The following is a 25,117-nucleotide window of genomic DNA, read 5'->3' as shown; positions in this document are numbered from 1 at the left end:
GTGGCTAATCCTTATCCATGGAAACACGGTAACACGAGTGAAAATACAGCGGCAGAACTGGACCCGCGCTATGAAACACCACTCGGCGCCCAGGAGAAAGCAGACAAAGCCGAGCAGAACGCTAAGACGTACACCTATGCCCTAGACGACCGTTTTAAGGCTCATGCCGCTGATCAGACGGTACATGTTACACAGACTGACCATAACAAGCTAGACGGCATTGAGTGGGGAGCAGAGGTCAACCAAAACGCCTATACGGTCATTAATGGAATCCCAGCCAATGCGCCGATGACTGAGCTCAAAATATTGCAGGGCATCGGTATACGGGTAACTCAAGATCCGGACGACAGAGCAATCACCATAACGGCAACTGGGCCAGTAGATATTGACCCTATCCCATTAAGCAAAGTGTATGACGCTGGTAACTCGGCTTATCTTAATGCCGGCACAGCAGCAGGCAATGTCCCTGTATTGGACGAAAACGGCAAGCTTGATGCTGTAGTTGTTCCAGCTATAGCGGTCACAGATACGTTTTTGGTAGCTACTCAGGCTGACATGTTGGCACTGGTAGCCCAAACAGGTGATGTTGCTGTACGTACAGACTTGAGTAAGTCTTACATCCTCAAGGGCACGGACCCAACGGTATTAGCCAACTGGCAGGAGTTGCTTACACCTATGTCTCCTGTGCAGAGCGTAGCCGGGAAAACAGGCGTTGTGACGCTAACCAAGGCTGATGTGGGCTTGAGCAATGTAACCAATGAGAGCAAGGCGACCATGTTTACCAGTCCAGCGCTCACAGGTACTCCAACGGCTCCTACAGCGGCAGCAGCAACCAACAATACTCAGGTAGCTACTACGGGATTTGTTAAGCAACAAGGCTATCTAACGTGGGCTGATTTCCCGTTTACTTATCTGCGTAGCGGGCTATTAACCTTGCCTGCAAGCCCGGCTGTATTGGATGTGCCAATAACGGCAGTAGTAGAAGACAGCTACAGCATGCGCAGTGGTAACACCGTAGTAGTCCCGTTAGATGGCTGGTACAGCATCAACATACTTGCTACTGTGCAGGACCTACCAGCAACTAACCGATTGGATTTGACAATAAATCAAAACGGCACAATGTTGACGAGTCGCCAAGTAGTTGGATTTGGAGCTGGTGCGGTCACGTTTTTAGGATTCGAAGAACAAAGGTATTTAGCTGCAACGGATGTAATTACGTTTAAAACTTCGCAGTCAGGTACAGGAACATACAGCTTGTACAACGTGCATATAAGACTTACACGGCTAGGACGTAGGCCGTAAAGGGGTGAATGATATTGGTGCTACCATGGCGTCCTAACACAACACAAGATATTGGCTCTCAACTTAACCCAAGGTACGAAACCCCAATGGGTGCGCAGGAAAAGGCTGATAAAGCCGAAGAAAACGCAAAGTTATACGCTGACGATAACTTTGCGAAGAATGCATTTAAAACTATCGAGGTGCCCGGCAAACTTCCGGTAGTAGCTGATGATAAGGAAGATACATTAACCCTTGAGGCTCGCACAGGCATAGCCATTACAACAAATCCTTGGGAAGACAAATTAATCTTCACGGCTACCGGAGACGCAATCCCCGGCTTGCATGGATCGTCTCATTTGAGTGATGGTGCAGACCCTATCCCAAATGCAACGCTCACTGTAAGTGGCTTAATGAGTCCAGAACAGCTTGCATATTTGAACGATTGGGTCGCAAATAAAAACACCTTCGTCAAAAAGGGAACGTACTCAATTAATGTTAAAGATTACGGCGCAAAAGGTGACGGAGTAACAGATGACACCGCTGCGATTCAGGCAGCTATTGATGCTCTCAAATTGGTCGGTGGATTTATATTTTTCCCGGCGGGCAAGTATTACGCTGGCGAACTCAAGCTATACAATGGTATCTCTCTCATGGGGGTTAATCAGACGTGGGACTACGAATATGACCTAGGTCCATCACGTATCATCGCTAAGATTGGCGACGAGTTTATGTTCAGGGCTAACGGTGCCAGTCACGTCGGGATACACAATTTGACTCTTGTCGGGCAAAACCGGATTACCAATGGTATAGATGGATCGGTGCGATTGCTCCAAGTAACCAATTGCCAATGGGCAGGATTTAACACTGCAATAGGTTTTGATCTTGGTGGCACACAGGGGCAGCAGTGGCAGATCAATAGTAACGCTATCTTTAACGCTAATGTTGGAATTAACCTGCTATATGATTCGAAGGTATTCGACAACTTTATCTATACTTGCAAGATAGGAATGGTCTTTAACGGGTCTGCATGCAATATTGTAAACAATAAGATCGAGTACAACGATATGCACATATCACTGACTGGTACACAACGTTCGACGTTTGTAGGTAATGTCTTCGATAGAGGCGAGAACGAGGGCATCTATATGAACAACGCAAGGGACTTAGCCTTTGTAGGAAATGTAATGATGGCATCAGGTTACTCAAACGCTAACGACTGGCAACAAACGCACTTACGGATGATAAACTGTGAAGACATAGTGTTTAGCGGCAACGTGTTTACGATGGATTATTGGGAAGGTAATGCAAAACCCACACACCTTGTTACAGGATCAGGAAGTTCAGGAATTAGCTTTACTGGGTGTAACCTGGATAAGGCTTCTTTTGGTTCTCTAGTTTCTGGTGCATCAGATATTTCGCTTGTAAATAACCTGGGGACGTATAAACGACAGAAGACTACGCTTACGTATGGTAAAGAGTACACCTTTGATTTCTGGACAGACTCGCTAATTGACAATAGCAAGAAGACACACACCTTCACGATTACTATGAAGGACACGAGCACTGACATTATTTCCGTCAGTCGTGTATTTTTGGTGGTTATCAGGGACTTTGCTGATGCTCATTTTCAGCAGGGTAATATTACCGATGTGATTGGCACATCCAACATCGGACCAGCAGCCAAGCTCAACATATCCCGCTGGGGTGTAAGCACCGAAGGCGCTAAGATATCCCTTACTTTAATCAACGTGGTCAGCAGTAACAACGCATTTGAAGTCACAGTAGAAGTCACAAAGTCGTAGGTGATGATATGAACATTAACGACATCATAAAAGAAGCTGATTTACTTGTACCTAATGCAGTCGACGTGGCAGATAAGTTGATCTGGCTGAACGCAATTAACCAAGACTTTTTTAACGTGGTGAAGATACCTGTCTTCGACTCGTTTATAAGCGTCCTGGACCAAGGCCAGTATACTTTATCAGCTAATGTGCGCTTTAAAAATATAGATTATGTCATGTGTGGCGTGGTCAAATATAAAGAGCTATCACCAGACGCTCCTAATCCGCTCCAAAACACGTTTAGATTCGATGATACAACCAAAGTACTCACCTTATCACCGCCGCCTTATGTGGCAGGTTTAGGCGGTTTGGTGAGGTACAACAGGATTGGTACCGCAACCTATACAAGCAGCAACATAACCATAGAGCCGGATGCGCCATTGGAGTACCACTGGACGTATATCCCGGCTCTTGCTGCATACATCGCTCATAGTATGGACGATGAGGTTAAAGCGGCCAACTATGAGAATCAATATAAAAATGCTTGGAACGTGGCGGCTCAGAACTATCAAAGGGCGGTGGTATCGTGAATGTGATTCGGTACCCACAAGCCAACTACCAACCGTTACCCGGCATACAGCAGGCGGTGACGATACGCGAATGGAAAGGGTTGAGCAGCTTCGACCCTCTATCCATCCAGGACAATTTGTTTACCAGCATCAGCAACTTTGTATTGGACGAATACCCCGTCATAGCAGCAAGGCGCGGTTACAGCGTGCTGGGGAGTGCAATAAGTACGTCAGTGCTTGGGTTAGGTGTATGGAAGAATCAGCAGCTGCACGCTGTCTTTGGAGACGGTACATGGCGAGTGTTTAACAATAATACTTGGCAGACGCTGGCATCTGGACTGGATACTTCGGCTCGTTGGAGTTTCACCAACTTCCAGGGCAACTGGAGTGACATTCATTTAGTAGGTGCCAACGGAGTTGATGCTATCAAGCATTATGACGGCACTACAGTAGCTGATTTAGCCGGATCACCAGCCAAAGGGAACTATATTACCACCTATCAAAATAGGCTGTGGTGCGCTGTAGGCAAGGAAATAAAGTCATGTGCCTTAGATCAACCAGAGCAATGGGAACTGTACAACGGAGACGATGAAGACAGTTATGGTAAAGAGATGGAATCCATGGCAGGGGAAAACGTAAATATGCTGTCTGGTAGCTTAACCAAACTTACGATAGGCATGCCTAACAGCCTACACGAGATGTACGGCGGTGTCCCCTCGGACTTTACCACTAAGATGGTGGCTGACCGTATTGGCGTGCGTAACAATCAAAGCGTAATCACCCAGGACGGTGTTATTTACTTTGCTAACCTCAATGGTGTCTATCAATATACTGGTGGGGTCTTGCCAGATAAATCGTTTAGTGAGGTCGTCAAGGGCTTTATAAACGGTGTCTCAAGCACAAGTTGTGCTGGTACAGATGGTAAAACACTATTCTTTTCCACTCACCAAAACGACATATTAAACTATGATCCACGCATTCAAGCGTGGACGATGTTTAACGATATTGACCCGTTATGCTTTGCTTCAATGGGTGAGAACCTTTACGTGGGCGATAGCAAGGGTAGAGTGCTACAGCTATTTGGAGCCGCTAAGGATGGCACACAGGACGTTAAATGGTCACTTGTAACTAAGCCGTTTAACAATAGCTCAATTGCCCAGAAGCTACGGATGTACAAGCTATGGGCTGTCGTTGATCTACTGTCTGGCAGCTCACTTAAAATATCCTTGTCACCATCTATTAAAGGCGACGATTGGGTACAGGTCGGTGAGATTGCACCAGCTACTGACCTTATTAAGCATCGAGTTATCATACCTACCGCCAAGATAGCGAATGAGAATTATATACGCATCAAGTTTGAAGGTACTGGCTACTTTAAGTTGCACGAATTGACTCGGCAACAACGCGAGATGCCACTATATTAGGAGGTTTTTTACATGGCAATGTTTCAAGCTCCACTATTAACCGCACAAACCAGTCACGCTCAACTGTTGGATGAGTTCGCAAAGGTAGTTAAAGAATTAGAGTTTATCGTAAACGGGGCAATCGACTCTAGGAATGTCCGTGAGATTGGTGGCTACAACGTAAACAAAACTGAGCTACAATCCAGAGACGGCGCCGTAGGCATGAGCAGCGCACGAACGGATGAGGATGATTTACGTATATGGGCTGGTGATCCAGACCGTGCTAAGGCAGCTTTTAAGGTGTTTGAGAGTGGATTGGTTACGCTGACTAAGTTTCTTTTGAGTAGTACAAATGGCGAATACCCTAAGATCGAGATGGGGTCAGAGGGAAACTTGCTTGCTGCTTTTTATAATGAGGGCACATATATTTCTATTGAACCCGACTATGGTCAAGGACCATCACTTAATTTTGTGAGAAATGGAGAAATACAAGGCAGACTAAATACTATTTTAGGTTTTGAAGTATTGTCTATAGGCAATATGAATATTCAATCTGCTGGAGGAAGTATAAAGCTTAACCCTTCAGAGACAGTTGATATACAAAGATGGAGTAAGCTTAAAAATGTTGATGAAAACAAAACTCTTCAAGACGAATTAAACGAAATATATAATCGTCTTGAATCTTTAGAAAACCCTTAAAAAAGAATTTATATACTATTCATGATGTGTTATATTGGTGAAAAATGGAACGAAGGAGACACATCATGAAAAAATATGTAGCAGGATTTTTAGCTGGTGCGCTATTTACAATAGGAGCAACGTCGTTTGCAGATGAAATTCAAAGTTTGGTTGGAAAGAAAATTCAAGGAGAGACCGCAGTTTCAGTCAACGGTAAATCTATCGACAAAGCTGTTGTAGTTGAAGGTAAAAGCTACGCGCCTGTACGATCAGTTGCCGAAGCAGCTGGAATGAAAGTCCAGTTTGGAAAAGAGGGCATTTCATTGAGTGACGAGTCTACTAAAGAAATTAAACCTGATCCAGTAACTACGGAGCCTATTGCAGAAACAAAAGAAACAAAGAAAATAATTAAAGAAACTCCATTGACTCTAGAACAATTGAACAGTGCAATTAAAGAAAATAAATCTCAGATTGAAGTTCTTGATGCGTCTATTAAAAATCAACAAATACTCATTGATTCAGGCCGTGATGTTGAATCTAATAAAAAAATCCTAGAATTTTATGAAAACAATAAAGCCGACAGAGAAAAAAATGTTGAGAAGTTTGAAAAGCAAAAAGCTGAACTAGAAAAACAATAATGTAAAGGGTGCGACGTTGCGCCATTTGTGTAGAAGTATTCTGAAAATTCAAAATTGAATTCTCAGAATGTTCAACACAACAATAAAATAATGAGCAAAAGGATTCTCACATGAGGGTCCTTTTCTATTAGGAGGAATTATGATGATTAACTTGCATACTCAAAATAAATTGGACGAAACAATTAACATTCTCTGTGATAAAATCCAAACTGAACTGAAGAAAGAAGGACCAGTTATTGATACTACTGCTCTTCCGGCCCTTCTTCAATCAGCGTCACAATTTATTGCTGTAGCTAAAGATTAAGAATTAGCTTTTAGTACTGCTTTGAAAATAATTTTGTAGGCTTCACCTAAATTTTCAGCGACGAGATTATTTGTGTTTGCAACGTTACCTTGCACTTGAGGTTTAATAAAAGCCCCGGATTGAATTGCAGCAACTAAAATATCTTTTGCGATTTCATATTCGTTTTGTGCCATATAGTTCCACCTCCTCTCTAACATTTACATTTTAGTAGAGTATGAAGAATATGGATAGTAAAAAAATGGACGGCTCAATTTTGAGCGGTCCTTTATTTTTCAATAGAACGGAGGTATGCAATGGCAACCACCAATAAAAACAACTTCGGTGTGCGTCAAGCTCTGAATAACAAAGGAGTAAATAACAGCCGAATCGGATACAGCAATGGGTATGTGACGGTGGACGGTAAAAACTTTCTTAAACCCGGTTCAGTTGCTAACGGATCAGCAATGTCCACGCAGCAAAATTTTAATAGTGCTTGGCAGGGCATGTCACCTACTAAGCCCGTATCTGTGCCAACAGTAGCCAAAGCATCACCTATGGTGCAGGCAGCAAATAATGTACGAAACAACATGACTACATCGACGTTTACACCGCCTACGCCTCGCTTAGAGCAGACACTCAACTCCTTGTCAGGTTTGGCTAATACACAGGCTGCTAAGTTGCCAGAGTTCAAGTATGATCCAGATTCTGACCCGGCATATCAGGCTGCTTTGCGCGAGGCACAGGCTAACCTAGCAACGGCTCAACGTAATACCAATGCTGGCTTGAGAGCTACCGGACAAGGTAAATCATCTTATTCCGAAACGTTAGCTAATCAGCTTGCCAATCGTTCCATGGAAAGCATAGCAAATACTACGTTGCCACAAATGATGCAGCAGGCATACGGACGGTTTATTGATAAGGCTAACTACGATCAAAGCGCGGCACAGCAACAAGCGCAGCAGCTTGCTAACCTGTATGGATTACAGTATCAACAAGACGTTACTAAGCCAATGGCAGAGGCACAACTGACAGGTAACTACATGCCAGCAGAAGCACGGCAGGCTATAAATGATATTCTCACATTCAAAAATCAGGCAGAAACGAAAGGAACCACAGCCCAACAGCGTGCAGATTTAAGCGCACAAGCTGATAACAGACGAAAGATACTGGAGTCTCTTGGCATTAACTCTGCTGCGTATGGTGCGAATGTGAATGCGAATAACGCTGCACAAAATGCAAGTACAGGGTTCCGGACATTACAAGGACAGCAACAGGATCTACAACGCAAAGAATCAAACTTGAATGCAGCTAATGTGGTCAGTCAAATGACGGGACGTGCTGTAACGCCACAGGACGACTGGCAGGGGCTTAATCGACAAGCAAATAACCCAAATACGCCGCTTACGCTACAAGCGCAACAGCAGCAATTTAATAACAGTCTGGCTGCTAGACAACAAGAGTTTAACGAAGGGCAGCAAAGTTGGGAAAACCAGTTTAATCAAGCTAAATTTGATGAAGATGTTCGGCAGTTTGGTTTGAATTATGCTATTGACCAACAACGGACGGCAATTCAGCAAGATGGAAACACGATTGATTGGCTTAAATACGGCGATAGCTTAAATGGCACAACAGCTAAATATAGTGGCGCATCAGTTAATCAAGTCATTGATGGAATACGTCAACAATATGCTGATCCGACCACTAAGAAGATACCTACTGACGAGAAGACACAAGAATTGATATATCAACAAGTAGTAGCTATGAATTTACCAGATGGACAAGATGATCAAGCGATGTTGATGTCTGGCCTATCGCGTGACACCATCAAGAAGCTTGATCAGAAATATGGAATAGCATCGGGAAACTGACTAGCCCCGGTGGCTCCGGGGCGTATAAAAACTATTACAAAGCAGCAAAGGACGCTAAGGCGAATCCGCGTAATTACTCAGTTGCTAGTTCTGCTGTTGCGTCTGCTCTTCAACAAAAAGGACTGCCGCAAAGTTGGCTACAACCTACGCTTGAATTGGTTGCCCGGGAATCAAGTTTTAATCCAAATTCCAAAAATCCGAAGTCCACAGCCCGTGGGCTTTTTCAGTTTTTGGATGGTACCCGCAAGTCTTATGGGGGCAATAGCGTGAACTGGAATGACCCAGCACAACAAGCATTAGCAGGAGTTCAATATATTAAAGATCGTTATGGAACGCCTGAAAAGGCACTAGCATTTTGGGATAAAAATAAATGGTATTGAGGTGGATTAAATGGCATCGCGATATGAACAGTTTGTCGAACAGCAACGGAAGCGAGCGCAGCAAATAAAAACAGATGCTCTTAATGGCACGCTTCAAAGGCAACAACCACAACAAAGGATGAATAGGCGGACAGCAGCGTTCGAAGCCAATGTAAGTGCAAATCCGAAGCTTACAGATACAAGCGTATTATCAGCGTTGCCAGATGCCCTTAAGATTGGACCAGGATTCATTGAAAATAGCACTCTTGCCCGTGCTTCTGCTGGCAATCAAAAGGCAAAGGATACGTACAAGGCGGCTACAGGCTTGGATATTCAGCCGCTTCAAGGTCCTCCTAATCCAACCGAATATCAATTACGCATCTCAGATATTAGACGTACAGCCCAAGAGCATCCTTATATGAAGTACATCCAACCGTTTGCTGAATGGGGTACAGGTGTAATGTCCGACACAGACGCTGGCAATTTCGCAAACCGTATGATAAGTACGGGTGGCGGAATGGTTATTGGTGACCGTCCGTATTACAACGTCACAACTGGCAATGCAACAGCGGATAAGGTAGCGGATTATGCAGGTAATATAGGTGGCGTATTAGCAATGGGATTTAACCCTGCCGCTCCAGGTGTTAAAGGACAAAACCTATTAACTGGACCGTTAGAAGCTGCTGAAGGTGTTCTTGCTACACGCGCTGGTAATGCCCTTACAAATACAATTAGTAGACAAGCCACTAGAATCCCAGGAGTAAGCGCTGGGACAGCAGATCGTTTTACTCGTGGTGCGCTCACTGGCGCTGCTGCTGGTGCAGTCGGAAATACTGCAATTGGGATCAATCATGATCAAACCACAGGCAGAGAAATGCTTCACAACGCTGCTGTAGGAGCAGCTTTCGGCGCTGGAGGAGATGTAGCCTTAAGAAGTTTAGGGGGTGGTGTACGTACAGCTCTTACCAAAATAAAAGGGGATCGTCCAATACAAGAAATAGAGGAAATGCTTGCCTTACCTCTTGGACGTACTGATCAACGTATGGCGCAGGCTAGACAGCGCTCTAACATTTCAACCAGCGAAGGAACCATTGTTAATCCAACAGACTGGAGGCCTGAACCTTTAGCACTTCCTTCTGGACGCAATGCAGCAGCAACTACTGGTCGGTTAGCAAGTAACCCTTACCGAGTTAAATTCGAAAATCTGATGCGTGTAGCCAATCAGACGGAGTTCACACCAGGGCGAGAAGCGGAAGAATTAGAACAACTTTGGGGAAGCATGGCAAACCGCCAAGATCCGGGATTAAGCGAATTGATTGATCGGGCATATCCAGCAACACGTCGTCAGGCGACCCCGGATTTGATACAAACAGCACGCCAGAATCAAGCTACACGCGAGAAATTCGGTGTGCCACTTCCTGTGAGAGAGACACAAGCAAATACTTTCATTGGAGAAGCAGCAGCGCCTAGACAACGTTTTATAAATACTGAGACTAACCAAGTACAACGTGTTGGGAAGGCTTCTATGAATACTCAAAGAACGTTTGATATTAGCGATCCTGCTGTTCCTAACTACTTGCGTGTCAGACAAGCGAAAATGGAAGCTGGAAATGCAAGAGTCAAGTCTGGTTTTAAACAGGATATAGCAGATGAAGCAGCGGTAAGTCCAACGAATGATATACCAAGCGCTCCAGTAAATGCCGCGCCAATGAAGCAAAATTGGTTTACAAACCTATTTGGTAATGGCGGCGTAGGTATTTCTCCTTTTGGAAGCTCAAAAAGAATAAATGCAGGTCCATTAACTACAGCAGATCAAATTGTTCGTAATAGTATTAAAAACGATGTGGCAGGTATTAAAAGTACAGTTACAGCAGAGGCACGCGCAGCCTATCACAATATAGTGGACCGATTAGATCCGCTTAAAAAAATAGGTGAAGACACCTATGAAGCGGCTATGGATGCAACTGCACGAAGTAATAATATCGCTAATACTATTGTACGCGATAAATTTGTAACACCTGAAGGTCAAGTAATTGGCCCTAGTTTGAATGACATTTTCAAAAAAGTAGCACGTGGACAAGATAAAGCATTCGTCGATTACTTGACTCTGCGACATGCTAAAACGCGTATTGCAAGAGGAGAAAAAGTTTATGCTGAAAGCTTGGGGATGACACCAGATAAAATACAGGCACGGATTGAGGTCTTAAATAAAAGGCATCCAGGGTTTAAAGAAGTAGCTCAAGAATGGGATCAATTTAACGAGAATATATTGCGCTATTACGGCGTTAAGGAGGGTCTTATTTCAGAAAACCTATTTAAGTCTCTTAGACAGGAAAACCCTAACTATTCTCCAATGCGTAGACAATTCAAGCGTTCTGAAAAACCAGGAAGAAAATTCTTAGCTAAAACTACGAGTTCATCTTTCTCAGGGCAAAAAGCGCCTTTGCAAAAAGTTAGTCCTACCGGATCTATGCGTGACATAGTAGATCCAAGAAAAACAACAGTTGAAATGGTGGGCGCTTGGACTAATGCATCTATGAACAATAGAGTTATGCAGTCCATAGTAAGTGTTGTTGCCAAGAATCCTGAGCAGTACCGCGGTGTAGCTGAAATTGTCCAAAAACCTAAAGGTATTAAAGACTTGAGAAAAATACTACAAGAAGATGGTATGGATGATTTTGTGGAGGCGATGAATGATGATTTTAAAAACCTTTTCAAAACCACCCGTATGGATCAGGATAATATTGTTCGGGCTATGGTCAAAGGTGAACCTGTTTATGTACAAATACACGATCCAGAAATGGTGAAAACACTTATTGGTATGGGTCCTCAAGCATCAAATATACTTATTGATGTTGCATCTGCTTTTAGTAATGCTACTAAACGAGGCGCGACAGGCTTGTTTGCTCCAGTGTTCGCCATTAAAAGTACAACGATGGACCTTGCGCAGTCTGCAATACAGTCGCGGCAACCGTTAAAACAAGCTGGATATACCGTGTATTCGATATTCAGCGGTATTGGTGATCGTCTCCGCATTCCAGGACTGAAAAATTTAGCGGAAGAATATCGTCGAGCTGGTGGTGAGTATTCAGCAGCTTTAAAAGGTGATCGAAAGTTGAACCGCAATATTTCAGCTATGACACGTGACCCTCTACTTACGCCAAAAGGAATAGTCAAAGGAGCTGGTAAACTGGCCGCTACACCTTTCAAAATGCTTGAGAGCGTTGGGAATATCGCTGAAAACGCTCCGCGTATGGCAGCGTACAAGCTTGAACTTCAGCGCTTAGGTGGAGAACGAACGCCTGAAAACATTAGACAAGCCATGAAACACGCTAGAGAAAGCACTGTAAACTTTTCCAGACGTGGTGCTCTAAGTCGTGATATAGAAGCGATAAGCCCATATAGTAACGCGGCTGTACAGGGAACTTACCGAGTTCTAAAAGGGTTGAAACAAAATCCAGTTCGCACACTGGGAGCCATTGCAATGGTATCTGTGTTGCCCAAAATATATGAATACTCACAATTTTCCGACGATCCTGATTACGATTTGATTCCAACACGTGAAAGGTATCGTTTCCTTTATATAAGCAAAAATGATGATGGTACATTTAATAAAATTCCAATGGAACCACAGTATAATTCTTTTGGTGAGATAACAATTGAAGCACTTAGACATTTCAAAGATAATGATCCACATGCTTTTAAAGATGCTATGGATTCTATTGTAGATGTCTGGACACCTCCAGTAGTTAGTGGTGCTTTAAAAGGAATAACAAGAGGAGGCGGTCCATTAGAAAGCCTAAAAGGTGTATTTAACTCTACTATACTTTCACCAGGTGTGGCCTTGGTCTCAAACGAAGATTATGCAGGTCGCCCTATTGAATCTCAGGATTTGGAAGGAAATTCACCAATTAATCGTTATGACGAACGCACATCTGGCGTAGCAATTAAATTAGGTGAGACACTTAATATGTCCCCTAAGAAAGTGGATTATCTTTTACGTGCATATGGTGGTGATCCAGCTAGGCTGATATTGCCGCTTACGAGTGAACAAGGGGCCGGAGACCCTACAAAAACACTTTTGAGAAACTTTATATCTGATCCACAATTCTCCAATACTCTTAACGATGATTTTTACAGAGCTAAAGATAAGCTTACGCAAGCGTATAAAGATTTGCAGGATGGAAAAGGAAATATACCAACATGGTATAATGACGAATTAAGGAAGACTGTAACATCTCAAGCAAATGGCTCACTTTCCAAGCGTTTATCAGAGTTAAGAAATCAAAAGAGAGAGATTGGATCAAATATCTCATTGTCACCACGCGAAGTTACAGAGCAACAACGTGTGATTCAACAGGAGATTAATAAAACACTTATTGATATCAACCAACAATTAGAAGAAGCAGGGGTTCCTTTAAGATAACCTGTTTCCAATATAGAAACGAGTGGTAATGATTACTAACTACACACCTTATTAAGGACCCCGTTTATTCGGCGGTCCTTTTCTTTATGGGGGAAACAACATGGAATATATTGAACTGGATGATGATAGCCGCGAATGTGCGGTTTCTCAAGAGTTTTTGAACATGGTTTTATGGTTGCTCGGCCCGACAGCACGAGACAAGTTTTTATACCCGGCGGTGGACAGCAGTGTACGACTTTATAATTTCAGCAGTAGAACAGATCATCAAGAACGGGCTTTCGCTGTCAACGGCGGCCGGAATAATATTTTTGATTCTGAAACAGAAGAAAGTGAAAAGACTGCTTCGGAAGTGGCTACCTTGGCTACTGACAGAGGAACAAGATATACGAATGATGCGGATGGAATCCAAGATAGATTTAATCATGCAGGAGGCCGGGATTGAATGGGATGCGAACACGCCAAACGAAGATTTGCAAAATTATCTGAAGGGGCCAAGAAGGCCCTTTTTATTATCCTGGGTGACGTTTACCTATGCCCAAGATGCAGACAAATCCAACAACTGGAGGGACAACGAGATGGCGAAAAAGACAATCGTAATTGACGCAGGACATGGAGCGAAGGACCCGGGAGCAGTTGGTCCTACCAAAAAAAATGAAAAGGATTTTAACTTGACGATGGCGATTAAAGTAGAGTCTATCTTAAAAGATAATCCTGAACTTAAGGTGATTCTTACACGTCGTACTGATGTATTTTTAGAATTGGAAGAGCGGGTTTCTATAGCCAATAAGGCCAACGCTGATGTTTTTGTATCAATACACGCTAACAGTAATTCAAATAAATCGGCGTCAGGTACACAGACGTATTATATGCGTCCGACCAGTAAAAACCTTGCTAACACCATACACAAACAACTTGCAGAGGCTACAGGGCTGCGAGATCGTGGTGTAACGTATGGTAGTTTTTACGTTATTAAACACACCAAAATGGATGCTGTACTTTTGGAAGTAGGCTTTATAAGTAATGCAGTTGAGGAAGCAGCTTTATTCGACGTAGATTTTCAAAATCGTGTTGCCCTTGCCATCGCAAAAGGCTTGTGCGCTCATGTAGGCGTTCCGTTTACGGGACCTGATACAAAGCCTACACCAACGCCAGTAACTCCTAAACCTGCAGATCCAGCGCCATACCCGACAATGGAGGTCATTGTAGGTAGTCAGGAGTTCACGGGCTACAGCATCAAGAATGTAACCTTTGTACCATCCCGGCCGATTGGTGAAATGCTTGGCGGTAAGATCGGATACACCAACGGCAAGGTTACTATCAATGGTGATGCGGTAGAGACGGTTAATATCGGCGGTATCGGTCATGTGCCAGCTCGTGCGCTAACCACAGCGCTTGGGGCTCGCATCTTTTGGGACAAGACAAATCCAAAACGGGTAGATATTTTCCCTAAACTATAAGGAGTGATTATAATGAAGGAACAATTAATAGAAGCAGCTCAACCGTATGTATTAACCATCGTAACAGCGCTAATTGGTCTATTGGCTACGATTGCTACAAGTGCTCTTAAAAAGGCGCAACAGAAGGCTACAGAATACTATGTATCCAATACATCCGTTAAGGATCGGGAGTTTTTGCATAAGGTTGGTGTTGAGGCGGTAGCATATGCTGAATCGGTGTTTAAAGATTTCGAAGGAGATAAGAAGCTGCAGGAAGCCATTGACTATGTGATTGGCAGACTACGTGTAATGGGTATCAATGTGACAGAACAGGAGATACGGGCCGTGATCGAAAAGGCTGTACAAGATTATAATGCAAATGCGAAAAAGTCTGCTTGAGCCCTTCGGGGCTCTTTTTTAGTATATGGACAATCCCTCGGCGCATACGATGTGCTGAGGTGATGCACAGATGCATGTAAAGTTTACAACGTCTGAATGTACTGACAAGCTGCGAGCCGCCTGTTATGATTATCTCTATCAGAAATACGGGGGTGTGCAGCGTGATCGGACTGTATGGACGTGTCAGCACAGAGGAACAGGCCAAGACGGGGTTTTCAATCGACTTTCAAGTGAGGGAAGGAAAGAAGAAAGCCGGGACTGATGATGTAAAAGTATATTTAGATGAAGGTATATCTGGAGAGTTTTTAGAGCGTCCAGGACTTGATGATCTACGTAAAGATGTAAAAGACGGAATAATCACTAAAATTATTTGCTTAGATCCTGACCGCTTGGCTCGTAAACTTATGTTGCAGCTTATCATAACGGACGAATTTGAACGCCGTGGTGTTGAACTTGTGTTTATAAACGGTGAGTATGCCAAGACACCAGAAGGCCAATTATTCTACTCTATGCGTGGTGCTATTGCCGAATTTGAGAAAGCGAAGATTAATGAACGTATGTCACGTGGTAGAAAAGAAAAAGCCAACCAGGGAAAAGTAGTAAAGAATAATTATACGTATGGGTATGATTACGACAAGCAGAACAATGCAAATGTCATTAATGAGTATGAAGCGCGTGTCGTGCAACTCATTTTCAACCTATTTACTCAGCCAAATGAGATTGCACAAGGAATAAATGGTATAGCTGTATATCTAACGGCTCAAAAAATACCGACAAAGCGCGGTGCAAAGGTATGGCACAAACAAGTAGTCAGACAAATACTAATGAACGAAACATATACAGGTAAATTTGCTCAAAACAAATGGGATACAGAAGGTATGTTGGGTAATAAACACAAATCTAAAGAAGAGAAAATAGCCATTAAATTGCGGCCAAAAGAAGAATGGATTTGGGTCGACTGTCCGCAAATCATCACTGAGTTTCAGTACGAACAGGCTCAAAAACTCTTAGGAGAAGCGAGACGTCGCTATGCTAAGTCTGGATTACGCAAGTACCTACTATCTGGTTTGGTCCGGTGTGGAGTATGCGAGAATACAATGACTGGTCGTCGCCAGAAAAACTGGGGAACATATAAACTTGAGTATAGCGATATAAAGAATACCGCAGGTGCTAAAAACAAAGGCTGTGGAATGAAGATTGCTTGCGACACATTGGATACAATCGTTTGGGATCGTGTACACATGTGGTTGTCCCAACCAGAGGAAATTGCGGCCGCTAGTATGGAAGAGACCCAAGATTCGTTTGCCGATCAGGAGTTAGAGCGGATTGAAAAGGATCTAGAGAAGACAAAAGCAGCTCGAAAGCGCCTTATTAAATTGTTCTCTTCTGATATTGGTATGGGAGAAGAGGAAATACGCGAGGAACTGAAGGAGCTTGCGGATAAAGAAGAGGGATTAAAACAGCGGCATGCTGAATTGACTGCTGAGATGGAGAATGTACAGAATTACGAAAGTAGCCGTAATCTGCTCAAGGAAACGTTGGAATACTACCTGACCCTTAATCCTGATGAACTCACATTTGAGGATAAGCAAAATCTAATCAGACGGGTGGTTAGAGAAGTGAGAGTAACTAAAGATGAAGTGAACATCATCACCTTTTAGGACCTCTATAGTCATTAAGATCTCGTTTTCTATACAACGGGCTGCAAATGTTGCCAGTTTTGTTCCTTTTCCGGTCTGAAAGCTTTCGATAGCCTTGATCAGTCCAATGGTGCCGATGGATATAAGATCCTCCAAATCTTCGCCGGTGTTATCGAATTTTTTTACAATATGGGCCACCAGCCTTAGATTATGTTCAATAAGTGTGTTACGGGAATGTGCGTTGCCTTCGGCAAACAGCTTTAGGTGTCGAGCTTCCTCTTTCTCAGTCAATGGCTGCGGAAAGGCGTTGTTTTTCACGTAGGAAACGAGTAGCGTCAATTCCTTGATGAACAGAGCGATAGCACTAAATAGTCCGGGCACGGATGACACCTCCTGAGGTAGTTGCAAACTTACGACCTTTGTTACTTACCGGGCTTGCGGTCTGTTTATTGTATGTAGGCAGGTGCCCATCCGTGCCTGTACTCCGAAAACTGCTTTGTAACAAATTGCGCGATATCTTTCTTGAGCTGCCTCCAATCCATAAAAATTCAAAATGTCAGAGGCCATTTTGTACGATGACGCTATGATAAAACTCGTTTATACTTTAATTACTTAATAGTGATGGATATGAGGTGGGACTAGTGATTCTGGTAAGTTCATGTTTGGCAGGAATGAAGGTTCGATACAACGGGACGGATAGTTTGGATGTACATATTCAGAAGTTGGTAGAGGAAAAGAAGGCAATGACGATCTGTCCTGAGCTGCTGGGGGGCTTTATGACGCCTCGAGAGCCTGCGGAGATCGTTGGAGGGACTGGAGAAGACGTGCTGAGGGGCACAGCCAAGGTGATCGAGCTTTCAGGCAAGGATGTCAGTGATATGTACATTAGAGGTGCGCACGAGGCTTTGCATATAGCTAGAGAGGTTAACGCGTCACTTATTATTTTAAAAGAAAACAGTCCGTCCTGCGGGTCAGCAGCGATCTATAACGGCACATTCGAAAACCGAAAAATCGCAGGCAACGGGGTAACCTCTGCCTTGTTAAAAAGGGAAGGCTTTAAGGTTATATCCGAAGAACAAATATCGGAGATTTTTTAGCCGGAGAATATGTAATGATAAATCAAGCGTCTTGATCGCTTACTGGCTTATAGCTGTGAGCGCAAGACGCTTGTTTGTGTTGTATCCGTTTTACACCAGCGTAATGACATTATTTAAGCTTTAATGCCAAAATCCCTAAGTACTCCTTGAGGGCTGTCCCGGTAGTAGATATGGCCCCAGCCGAAGGAGAGAGCTTGGCGGCATATAGTGACAACCTTTCACTTGCCAGATAGTCGGTTGGATAAGCTGTTGCTTGCATACCTGCACGTTGAAATTCCAGGGCAGCACGTGGCATATGGAATGCGGAGGTCACCAGGATAGGTTTTGTGAACTGATGTTGTTTTAAAATTTGCGAGGTATATACGGCATTTTGCTGTGTATTCAAGGAACGGTTTTCGATAAAAATGTCCTTTGCTGGAATACCCAGTCCTAACAGCTGCCTTTGCGCAATATTGGCTTCATTACCACTGTCTCCAAACACTTGTCCACCGGAAAAAAGGATAGGTAGACCTGTTGCTTCATGCAGTCTAGCTGCAGTGAGCAATCGGTTGGCCGCAGACCCCAGCAGATTACCTTGTCCATTGATGTCGGGAGTTCCCTCTGTAGCTCCGCCCCCCAGTACGACAATAACATCACCTTGAACGGTACGGGGCTGCGGGTACTGCTTTTCCAGGCTACGGATTAACAAATCTCCAGCCAAATTGGTTGATGAAACATACAGCAGCAATGTAACAACGAGCAGTACAATTGCAGGTTTACGTGCCCGTTGCCATAGCCAGATTACAAGACCTGCCATCACGAGGATAAACAAACCGGGAGGAAGCACGAAGCTGTATAGAAATTTGATGAAATAAATCAAGTACAGACCTCCTATCCTATAAGCTTTATCTATTGGATACATTGTAACATAGGCAAATGATTGGATTCCTCTGTTGATAAAGTAGTCTCGTAGGCGTAATATATAAAGCCTAGTGATTTTTTTCATAGAGGAGCGAGAGCATCATGGGAGAGTTAACGACAGCCAAGCGAATAATGATGATCGCGCTACTGGTTGTATTATGGGGCATTTCTTGGCCCATCTATAAAGTTGCACTGGAATACACGCCGCCCCTTTTGTTTGCAGGGCTACGTACACTGTTGGGTGGTCTGCTATTGGGAGCGATTTTAGCACCGAGATGGAGTCGCATTCGCTGGAAAGAAAATTGGCGAGTGTATGCTATTTCAGGTATTTTTAACGTAGTCCTGTTTTATGGCTTGCAAACCGTGGGGCTGATGTATGTTCCATCTGGCTTGTTCTCTGTGCTGGTATATCTTCAGCCGGTGCTGGTCGGCATTTTTGCATGGATGTGGCTGGGGGAAGCCATGTCCAAACTCAAAGTGATTGGATTGATCATTGGATTTCTGGGCGTGGCAGCTGTCAGTGTCGGAGGGTTTTCAGGACATGTGGCTATTGCAGGTGTAGTCATCGCTATTATTACAGCAGTGAGCTGGGCGTTGGGGACCGTATATGTGAAAAAGGTTAACCAGCGCGTGGATTCGTTGTGGCTGGTCGCATTTCAATGTACACTTGGAGGCATTGTGTTAACGGGAGCTGGATCAGTAACGGAAAGCTGGTCAGACATCGTGTGGAATGTTCCATATATGTCAGGGCTGGTATTCGGGACTGTACTGGGAATTTCACTATCCTGGCTGCTGTATTTCACACTCGTCAATTCGGGAGATGCAAGTAAGGTCGCTTCCTATACGTTTTTGGTACCGGTGATTTCGGTATTTGTCAGTTCTATGCTGCTTCACGAATCGATTACGGCTTTTCTGCTGGTTGGTCTGGTATTAATCGGCTTTAGCATTTATCTGGTTAATCGCAGAGTGAGGGTAGTACAGCAAGCTTAAACATAGTAACAAGAGAAGCAGGACCCTGCACAGGCGGCAGGGTCCCTTTTTTTATGCTGGTAGAAGGTGTGCGGCTGACTTGTGAATTCAAGGTTCGCAAATTCCAATAAAACGATTTGACCGTGAGCTTCGTCTTATTCGTAACTAAAGAACAAATCCTGGGGTGACGGGACGGGTTCAAGGTTTAACATGCAGTACATTGGAAATGGGGGCAGTACAGCAGTGGAGGAAGAGTTGTTTTTTCAAAAAATATCAGCGCAAAAAAGAAGGCTGTTTGGTATCGCCTATAGCTATTTGCGGAATCAGGCAGACGCGGTTGAGGCGGTACAGGAGGCAACCTGCAGGGCGTGGGTGAAGCGCAAGCATGTAAAGGATGCAAAAAGTTTCGATTTCTGGGTGACCCGTATTCTCATCAATGTCTGTATAGATGAACAGAGGCGGCGGAAAAGGCTCGTTTTGACGGACGGTTACATAGATATCAAAACGAATGAAATGGTGAGCGACAGCATGCTTGATGTGCAAAATGCGCTCGCCAAACTGAAGCCCAAACATAGGCATGTTCTGATTCTGAAATATATGCACGATATGACCGTACCCGACATTGCACTTATTCTCGGAAAGCCGGAGGGAACGATAAAAAGTTGGGTGTACCAGGGATTAAAGCAGTTGAGACGCAGAATGGGGATTGAAGAGGGAGGACTTAACCATGCGTGAAGAAGAAAGTTTATTAATGACGGCCAGTCATGAAATGAAGATTGCGGAAAAAAGAATAGATGACTGCGTCCTGGACTTTGCAATTTCACAGGGGATTGCTGAAGGACAGCGAAAAGAGAAGGGACGAAACAAAAAAGGATGGTGGCTGGGAACAGTCGCATTGGGAGCGGCAGCCGTGACCGGAGCCATATTTGTCTTTCATCATGGAGCCCTAACCCCTTCAGGTCCGTCGAATGCTCATTTTGATGTCCAGGCGGTTACATTGGATTCTAAGGAATTCAGCGGTTTCCGCATGCTGACGGACAAGGAGCCCGGTGTACGTAGCGCTTTTGAGCTCAATGCAGTCCAGCCGCTACAGATTGCTCAGGAACAGGGGAACTGCAAACTCACTATCAACGGTTTTTATGCCGGAAGTGATCGAATAGCCTTGCTTTTCAGCTTTGAAAATAAAGGCACCAAACCCGTCGATTTAAACGATTTTGCCTTAGTGGACCGTTCAAAGCCAGCCTCCGCCAGTTTTACCAGGATCGACGTATCTTCCATTCATGGAACACGCACGGGAAAGATGTCGGGAGCACTTCACCAGTTTGAACCCGGCACTAGTTATGGGATCATGGAGTTTTATGTGGCAAAGAAAGCGGATTGGCTGAAATTACAATTGAACGCGACCTTGACCCCTACACGAAACAGGAATTTGCAAACGGATATCAAGCTCCCTAAAAATCCCGTTAGTTTTGCGTTTAAGGACCCGACTGTTCTTTATGGTAAAACCCCAAATAGCAGCCGTTTTAGCCTCAACTTTGAGCTTGCCTCTCAATCGCTAGTTTCTAACGATCGCGTATTCAGCATCCATAAAACGATGGACATTGCTGGTCAAAAGGTTGATGTGGAAAAGGCAGTGGTGTCCCCGGCCGGGATTAGTCTCGTTTATCGTTATGATGAGCGGAATACATTTGATATTCATGGGCTGGTGGAACCAAGCCTGGTGATTACATCGAAATCCGGGAAGGAATACTTTTTTTCCTCACTTCTGATGCCGACGTTTAACAGTTCTGATGGCCGAATTACGGCACTATTCAAAGATTATGAAGGTGCGGAGGATCTGCAGATACAATCGATCCGCTTCAAGGCTTCAGGAATCCGCGGGATAGAAAAAGCCAAGTCGACCCTAGTTGTTGATATGAATAAAAAGCAAATTCTTGCCGGTCCAGATGATTCTGTCTCCATTGTAAAAACAGGACTTGCTGCGGGAGGCCAAGCTCAGGTGCTTGGACTAAAGCTTTCCCATAACGGGCAAAAACACCGAACGCTTTCTCTTGATCCCATTTTTATGGATGGCGATCATGCCGAACACAAGCTCACAGAAGGATATGATTGGTCAAACGAAGTACATTTGTATAAATCACAGGAAAAAACCGATACCAGCTTCTTCTACTATACTTTGGATAAGCATTATCCTCAGCCGCTTACCTTCCGTATTCGTGATTATGACCGTAAAATTTCTGATCCGCAGGAGCAGGAACTTATAGCTCCGGTTGAGTAATCAAGCCAGACCGTTAAAAGCTTTAACAAGGCAGCCAGGGTTTTTTTTGAAGAGGTTTCCCTCCTTTGGAGTTGGTTAAAAATAGGGATGACACTATGAAACCCAATAAAGAAAGGAGAGACGGATAATGGGGCGGAAAATATTGATTACAGGTGCAGCAGGTACCATCGGGAAAGTACTCTATGAAGGGCTAAAAGCGGAAGATAAATATGAAATCATCGCTGCTGATGTGAAGAAGGATGAAGAAGCAGGGATTGTGGAAATGGATATACAAGATGCTGTACGACTGGCTGAGCTTACACATGGAGTGGATACGGTACTGCATTTTGCATGGATTAAGGATGAGGGGGATTTCCTGGGCAAAGTGCTGTCTGGCAATGTAAGCGGAGCTTATAAGCTGTATGAAGCTGCGGTCCAAAATGGGGTGAAACGCATTATTTTTGCCAGTTCCAATCATGCCACAGGGTTTTATAAAGTAGGCGAAGCCATCGATGTAGAAGATCCCTACCGACCGGACAGTTTTTATGGATTAAGCAAGTGCTACATCGAGCTGCTAGGCCGACTGTATGCCGATCAGGGCAGAATATCTTCAATAAATATCCGTATCGGTAATTTTCCTGGGGATGATCGGCCGCATTCGGAGCGTGCTGCCCATATTTGGATCTCTGAGCGCGATATGGTCCATCTGACCGTCTGCTGTATCGAAGCGCGTTCGGACATGAGTTATCTTAACTTATACGGTACGTCAGCCAATACGGATAATTATTATGACATTGGCTACTTGGAAGAACGAATCGGATATAAGCCGCAGGATAATGCCGCCGAGCTGCTTGAGCAGGCCAAGAAAACTGGAGTTCGGGTGAAACAGGATGAAACCACTTTTCAGGGTGGGCAAAAGGAGTAGGGTAGATTAGATTGACCAAATATGCTTTATGAATGGGCTTAAGGCGTCGAACAGACGCCTCATATCACATAAAACTTCACCAACATCCGAATTGTTCACTCCTCTGGACACTCCTTTGTTCATGAAGCATGAGAGGCTTCACTTTTCATTTTGAATGCGCTTACATAATATATAGTTATACGGCGGCGGTGCTACAAATCTAGCGGTCGGTAATGTATATAGAGGGGGAGTGACTCACATTGAATCAGCCTATGCCCAAAAATTCTGCAATGCTTACGACAGATTCCCGTTTGAACGGTAGGCTGGGAACAGGCAGGAAACACGGTTTTTTCTATGAACTGATCCGCAATCGAGTATTATTTCTGATGTTGTTGCCCACTTTAATTTTCTTCTTCATAAATTCGTACATTCCTATGGTCGGCATTTATTATGCATTTACCCAGTTTGACTTTAATACCAGCCTTTTTGAAGCCCAGTTCGTCGGACTCCAAAATTTTCGCTTTCTATGGCAATCCGGCACGTTGACAAAATTGACATTAAACACGGTTGGATATAACGCGGCGTTTATCTTACTCGGCAACGTGTTAGCGATAGTCCTTGCTATTTTACTGAATGAATTGCGAAGTCGCTACTTTAAAAAGATCACTCAATCTGTGATGTTCCTGCCATATTTTGTTTCTTTCGTTATTCTAAGTGTCATCGTGTATAACATATTTAATTATGATAATGGTTTTCTGAACACGCTGCTCGTGCAATTTGGTGGTGAACGTGTGGATGTGTATAACAAACCATGGGTGTGGATTTTCCTGATTATCCTGTTCTATTTGTGGAAAAATCTCGGTTACAGTATGGTAATCTACCTGGCAGCAATCACAGGGATCAGTGACGAGTATTATGAGGCAGCTAAAATAGACGGAGCCAACATTTTTCAACGAATCTGGTACATTACCGTTCCTATGCTCAAGTCCACCTTTGTTGTGCTGCTGTTATTTGCGCTGGGTAGCATTATGAAAGGACAATTTGATCTGTTCTACCAGTTAATTGGTAACAATGGTGTGCTGTACAATACGACTGATATTTTGGACACTTATGTGTATCGTTCCTTGAAAGTAACTTTTGATGTGGGTATGGCTTCAGCCGCAGGTGTGTATCAATCTTTGTTCGGATTTGTACTGATCATGACCGTGAACTACATCATTCGCAAGCTGAACGACGAATATGCCTTATTCTAGAAAGGAGGACCCAACGGATGGCGATCAAAGAGGATGTATACACTCGACTTTTTAAAATTATCTCCTATGTGATTATCATTGTGGCATCCATTGCTTGTTTACTCCCGTTCCTACTTATTATTTCGGCTTCACTAACCAGTAATGAATCGATTATCAGGGACGGCTATCATTTTATTCCACAGCAATTCTCGCTGGAAGGATACCGGACGGTGTTCACCTTTCCTGAAGAGGTGTTAAGGGCGTACGGGGTGACGATTTTTACCACAGTTGTAGGGACGACGCTGGGCCTGTTCCTGATGACGATGGCCGGATATGTGCTGGCGCGTAAAGATTTTAAATACCGCAATGCATTCTCATTTTATATTTACTTTACGACGTTATTTGGAGGCGGCTTGGTACCTTGGTACATTATGCTGACGAAGTATTTAGGATTGTTAGATACGTATACGGTGTTGATTTTTCCGGGATTAATGACTCCGTTTTTGATTATTTTGATGAAAAACTTCATTCGTTCCTCTATGCCGGAGGAGCTGTTCGAGTCCGCTAAAATTGATGGTGCGGGTGATTTTAAAATTTACTATCGAATTGTACTGCCTTTATCTACTCCAGGTATTGCTACTGTCGGACTGTTTCTGGCTTTGGCCTACTGGAATGACTGGTTCTCATCCTCACTCTTTATTAATGACCCGCATAAATACCAGTTGCAATACTATCTGTATAATGTAATTAACTCTATGCAATTTATTGCTCAGATGGGTGCAGGCACCGGCGTGTCCTTGTCCAACGATATGCCGACAGAGTCGACTAAAATGGCAATGGCGATCGTGGTTACGGGTCCCATTTTACTACTGTATCCGTTCATTCAGCGTTACTTTGTCAAGGGACTGACGATTGGTGCGGTAAAAGGATAGCAGCACTAAAGAGTTAAGATGGCATGATGTGCTGACATTGTGCCATCCAAGCAACACTTTTTGTA

Annotated in this window: 23 protein-coding genes and 1 pseudogene; 21 read left to right on the top strand and 3 right to left on the bottom strand. The window is 43.9% G+C overall.

Annotated features, from left to right (window positions below; genetic code table 11):
- The 7 genes from FKV70_RS26280 to FKV70_RS25935 all read left to right on the top strand — a co-directional run bounded on the left by FKV70_RS26280 (position 1) and on the right by FKV70_RS25935 (position 6,654).
- Complete coding sequence (locus tag FKV70_RS26280; protein WP_142613825.1) at positions 1-1,302, top strand: hypothetical protein; 1,302 nt, start codon at positions 1-3, stop codon at positions 1,300-1,302.
- Positions 1,303-1,319: 17 nt separating this feature from the next.
- A complete protein-coding gene (locus tag FKV70_RS18940; protein ID WP_244310789.1) occupies positions 1,320-3,083 on the top strand; it encodes a glycosyl hydrolase family 28-related protein in 1,764 nt (587 codons plus the stop codon).
- An 8-nt stretch (positions 3,084-3,091) separates the two neighbouring features.
- Positions 3,092-3,652: a phage adaptor protein gene (locus tag FKV70_RS18935; protein ID WP_142613823.1), complete on the top strand. Its 561-nt coding sequence runs from the start codon at positions 3,092-3,094 to the stop codon at positions 3,650-3,652.
- Positions 3,649-5,055, top strand: a complete 1,407-nt coding sequence (locus tag FKV70_RS18930) for a hypothetical protein (RefSeq protein ID WP_142613822.1) — start codon at positions 3,649-3,651, stop codon at positions 5,053-5,055. The genes FKV70_RS18935 and FKV70_RS18930 overlap by 4 nt, the downstream gene beginning before the upstream one ends.
- Positions 5,056-5,067: 12 nt before the next feature.
- Complete coding sequence (locus tag FKV70_RS18925) at positions 5,068-5,733, top strand: hypothetical protein (RefSeq protein WP_142613821.1); 666 nt, start codon at positions 5,068-5,070, stop codon at positions 5,731-5,733.
- A gap of 65 nt (positions 5,734-5,798) precedes the next feature.
- Positions 5,799-6,350 carry a hypothetical protein gene (locus tag FKV70_RS18920; RefSeq protein ID WP_142613820.1) on the top strand — a complete coding sequence of 184 codons (552 nt, stop codon included), beginning with the start codon at positions 5,799-5,801 and terminating at the stop codon, positions 6,348-6,350.
- Positions 6,351-6,489: 139 nt separating this feature from the next.
- Positions 6,490-6,654: a hypothetical protein gene (locus tag FKV70_RS25935; protein WP_162305677.1), complete on the top strand. Its 165-nt coding sequence runs from the start codon at positions 6,490-6,492 to the stop codon at positions 6,652-6,654.
- Here the strand turns inward: FKV70_RS25935 and FKV70_RS25930 are convergent.
- Entirely contained in the window at positions 6,651-6,827 is a 177-nt protein-coding gene (locus FKV70_RS25930) for a hypothetical protein (protein ID WP_162305676.1), read from the bottom strand. The two genes, FKV70_RS25935 and FKV70_RS25930, sit on opposite strands and share 4 nt — an antisense overlap.
- 120 nt (positions 6,828-6,947) lie before the next feature.
- On the opposite strand from FKV70_RS25930, the gene FKV70_RS18915 reads away from it, so the two are divergent.
- The 7 genes from FKV70_RS18915 to FKV70_RS18885 all read left to right on the top strand — a co-directional run bounded on the left by FKV70_RS18915 (position 6,948) and on the right by FKV70_RS18885 (position 16,782).
- Positions 6,948-8,501 (top strand): hypothetical protein, encoded by a 1,554-nt coding sequence (locus FKV70_RS18915; RefSeq protein ID WP_142613819.1) that lies wholly within the window; start codon positions 6,948-6,950, stop codon positions 8,499-8,501.
- Between the two features lie 155 nt (positions 8,502-8,656).
- Complete coding sequence (locus tag FKV70_RS25925) at positions 8,657-8,881, top strand: lytic transglycosylase domain-containing protein (RefSeq protein WP_162305675.1); 225 nt, start codon at positions 8,657-8,659, stop codon at positions 8,879-8,881.
- A gap of 10 nt (positions 8,882-8,891) precedes the next feature.
- The gene (locus tag FKV70_RS18905; RefSeq protein WP_142613817.1) at positions 8,892-13,286 is read left to right on the top strand and encodes an LPD38 domain-containing protein; all 4,395 of its coding nucleotides are present in this window, start codon (positions 8,892-8,894) and stop codon (positions 13,284-13,286) included.
- A gap of 100 nt (positions 13,287-13,386) precedes the next feature.
- Entirely contained in the window at positions 13,387-13,728 is a 342-nt protein-coding gene (locus tag FKV70_RS18900; protein ID WP_142613816.1) for a hypothetical protein, read from the top strand.
- On the top strand, positions 13,676-14,743 hold the full coding sequence (locus FKV70_RS18895; protein WP_142613815.1) for an N-acetylmuramoyl-L-alanine amidase: 1,068 nt from the start codon (positions 13,676-13,678) through the stop codon (positions 14,741-14,743). The genes FKV70_RS18900 and FKV70_RS18895 overlap by 53 nt, the downstream gene beginning before the upstream one ends.
- 12 nt (positions 14,744-14,755) lie before the next feature.
- Entirely contained in the window at positions 14,756-15,121 is a 366-nt protein-coding gene (locus FKV70_RS18890; RefSeq protein WP_142613814.1) for a phage holin, LLH family, read from the top strand.
- A 161-nt stretch (positions 15,122-15,282) separates the two neighbouring features.
- Positions 15,283-16,782, top strand: coding sequence for a recombinase family protein (locus tag FKV70_RS18885; RefSeq protein ID WP_142613813.1), 1,500 nt, complete (start codon positions 15,283-15,285; stop codon positions 16,780-16,782).
- Here the strand turns inward: FKV70_RS18885 and FKV70_RS18880 are convergent.
- Positions 16,777-17,142, bottom strand: a pseudogene (locus FKV70_RS18880) (sigma-70 family RNA polymerase sigma factor); the annotation flags it as partial. The gene FKV70_RS18885 and the pseudogene FKV70_RS18880 overlap by 6 nt on opposite strands.
- 260 nt (positions 17,143-17,402) lie before the next feature.
- Here FKV70_RS18880 and FKV70_RS18875 point away from each other — a divergent pair.
- Positions 17,403-17,858 (top strand): 2-thiouracil desulfurase family protein, encoded by a 456-nt coding sequence (locus FKV70_RS18875; RefSeq protein ID WP_142613812.1) that lies wholly within the window; start codon positions 17,403-17,405, stop codon positions 17,856-17,858.
- A gap of 109 nt (positions 17,859-17,967) precedes the next feature.
- Here the strand turns inward: FKV70_RS18875 and FKV70_RS18870 are convergent, their stop codons facing one another.
- Complete coding sequence (locus FKV70_RS18870; RefSeq protein ID WP_142613811.1) at positions 17,968-18,717, bottom strand: YdcF family protein; 750 nt, start codon at positions 18,715-18,717, stop codon at positions 17,968-17,970.
- A 143-nt stretch (positions 18,718-18,860) separates the two neighbouring features.
- Here FKV70_RS18870 and FKV70_RS18865 point away from each other — a divergent pair, with 143 nt between their 5' ends.
- From FKV70_RS18865 to FKV70_RS18840, 6 genes are all read left to right on the top strand, one after another.
- Positions 18,861-19,748: a DMT family transporter gene (locus FKV70_RS18865; protein ID WP_063210029.1), complete on the top strand. Its 888-nt coding sequence runs from the start codon at positions 18,861-18,863 to the stop codon at positions 19,746-19,748.
- A gap of 189 nt (positions 19,749-19,937) precedes the next feature.
- On the top strand, positions 19,938-20,462 hold the full coding sequence (locus FKV70_RS18860) for a sigma-70 family RNA polymerase sigma factor (RefSeq protein WP_063210030.1): 525 nt from the start codon (positions 19,938-19,940) through the stop codon (positions 20,460-20,462).
- Positions 20,455-22,005, top strand: a complete 1,551-nt coding sequence (locus FKV70_RS18855) for a CbtA family protein (protein WP_142613810.1) — start codon at positions 20,455-20,457, stop codon at positions 22,003-22,005. Before FKV70_RS18860 ends, FKV70_RS18855 begins: the two co-directional genes overlap by 8 nt.
- A 127-nt stretch (positions 22,006-22,132) precedes the next feature.
- The gene (locus tag FKV70_RS18850) at positions 22,133-22,909 is read left to right on the top strand and encodes an NAD-dependent epimerase/dehydratase family protein (RefSeq protein WP_142613809.1); all 777 of its coding nucleotides are present in this window, start codon (positions 22,133-22,135) and stop codon (positions 22,907-22,909) included.
- A 239-nt stretch (positions 22,910-23,148) separates the two neighbouring features.
- Positions 23,149-24,141 (top strand): ABC transporter permease, encoded by a 993-nt coding sequence (locus FKV70_RS18845; RefSeq protein WP_063210033.1) that lies wholly within the window; start codon positions 23,149-23,151, stop codon positions 24,139-24,141.
- 17 nt (positions 24,142-24,158) lie between these two features.
- Positions 24,159-25,052: a carbohydrate ABC transporter permease gene (locus FKV70_RS18840; protein WP_016821652.1), complete on the top strand. Its 894-nt coding sequence runs from the start codon at positions 24,159-24,161 to the stop codon at positions 25,050-25,052.
- Positions 25,053-25,117: the final 65 nt, after the last annotated feature.

The sequence above is a fragment of the Paenibacillus ottowii genome (assembly GCF_006874425.1).
In the GTDB taxonomy this organism is placed as follows: Bacteria; Bacillota; Bacilli; order Paenibacillales; family Paenibacillaceae; genus Paenibacillus; species Paenibacillus ottowii.
This window is presented reverse-complemented; position numbering and strand designations above follow the sequence as displayed.

What these genes read in the sequence shown, in the direction of transcription:
- FKV70_RS25930 (WP_162305676.1), bottom strand. Translation starts at nt 6,827, where the DNA reads ATGGCACAAAACGAATATGAAATCGCAAAAGATATTTTAGTTGCTGCA.
- FKV70_RS25935 (WP_162305677.1), top strand. Translation starts at nt 6,490, where the DNA reads ATGATGATTAACTTGCATACTCAAAATAAATTGGACGAAACAATTAAC.
- FKV70_RS18850 (WP_142613809.1), top strand. Translation starts at nt 22,133, where the DNA reads ATGGGGCGGAAAATATTGATTACAGGTGCAGCAGGTACCATCGGGAAA.
- FKV70_RS18900 (WP_142613816.1), top strand. Translation starts at nt 13,387, where the DNA reads ATGGAATATATTGAACTGGATGATGATAGCCGCGAATGTGCGGTTTCT.
- FKV70_RS18855 (WP_142613810.1), top strand. Translation starts at nt 20,455, where the DNA reads ATGCGTGAAGAAGAAAGTTTATTAATGACGGCCAGTCATGAAATGAAG.
- FKV70_RS18860 (WP_063210030.1), top strand. Translation starts at nt 19,938, where the DNA reads ATGCAGTACATTGGAAATGGGGGCAGTACAGCAGTGGAGGAAGAGTTG.
- FKV70_RS18920 (WP_142613820.1), top strand. Translation starts at nt 5,799, where the DNA reads ATGAAAAAATATGTAGCAGGATTTTTAGCTGGTGCGCTATTTACAATA.
- FKV70_RS18895 (WP_142613815.1), top strand. Translation starts at nt 13,676, where the DNA reads ATGATGCGGATGGAATCCAAGATAGATTTAATCATGCAGGAGGCCGGG.
- FKV70_RS18905 (WP_142613817.1), top strand. Translation starts at nt 8,892, where the DNA reads ATGGCATCGCGATATGAACAGTTTGTCGAACAGCAACGGAAGCGAGCG.
- FKV70_RS18915 (WP_142613819.1), top strand. Translation starts at nt 6,948, where the DNA reads ATGGCAACCACCAATAAAAACAACTTCGGTGTGCGTCAAGCTCTGAAT.
- FKV70_RS18935 (WP_142613823.1), top strand. Translation starts at nt 3,092, where the DNA reads ATGAACATTAACGACATCATAAAAGAAGCTGATTTACTTGTACCTAAT.
- FKV70_RS18890 (WP_142613814.1), top strand. Translation starts at nt 14,756, where the DNA reads ATGAAGGAACAATTAATAGAAGCAGCTCAACCGTATGTATTAACCATC.
- FKV70_RS18865 (WP_063210029.1), top strand. Translation starts at nt 18,861, where the DNA reads ATGGGAGAGTTAACGACAGCCAAGCGAATAATGATGATCGCGCTACTG.
- FKV70_RS18840 (WP_016821652.1), top strand. Translation starts at nt 24,159, where the DNA reads ATGGCGATCAAAGAGGATGTATACACTCGACTTTTTAAAATTATCTCC.
- FKV70_RS18925 (WP_142613821.1), top strand. Translation starts at nt 5,068, where the DNA reads ATGGCAATGTTTCAAGCTCCACTATTAACCGCACAAACCAGTCACGCT.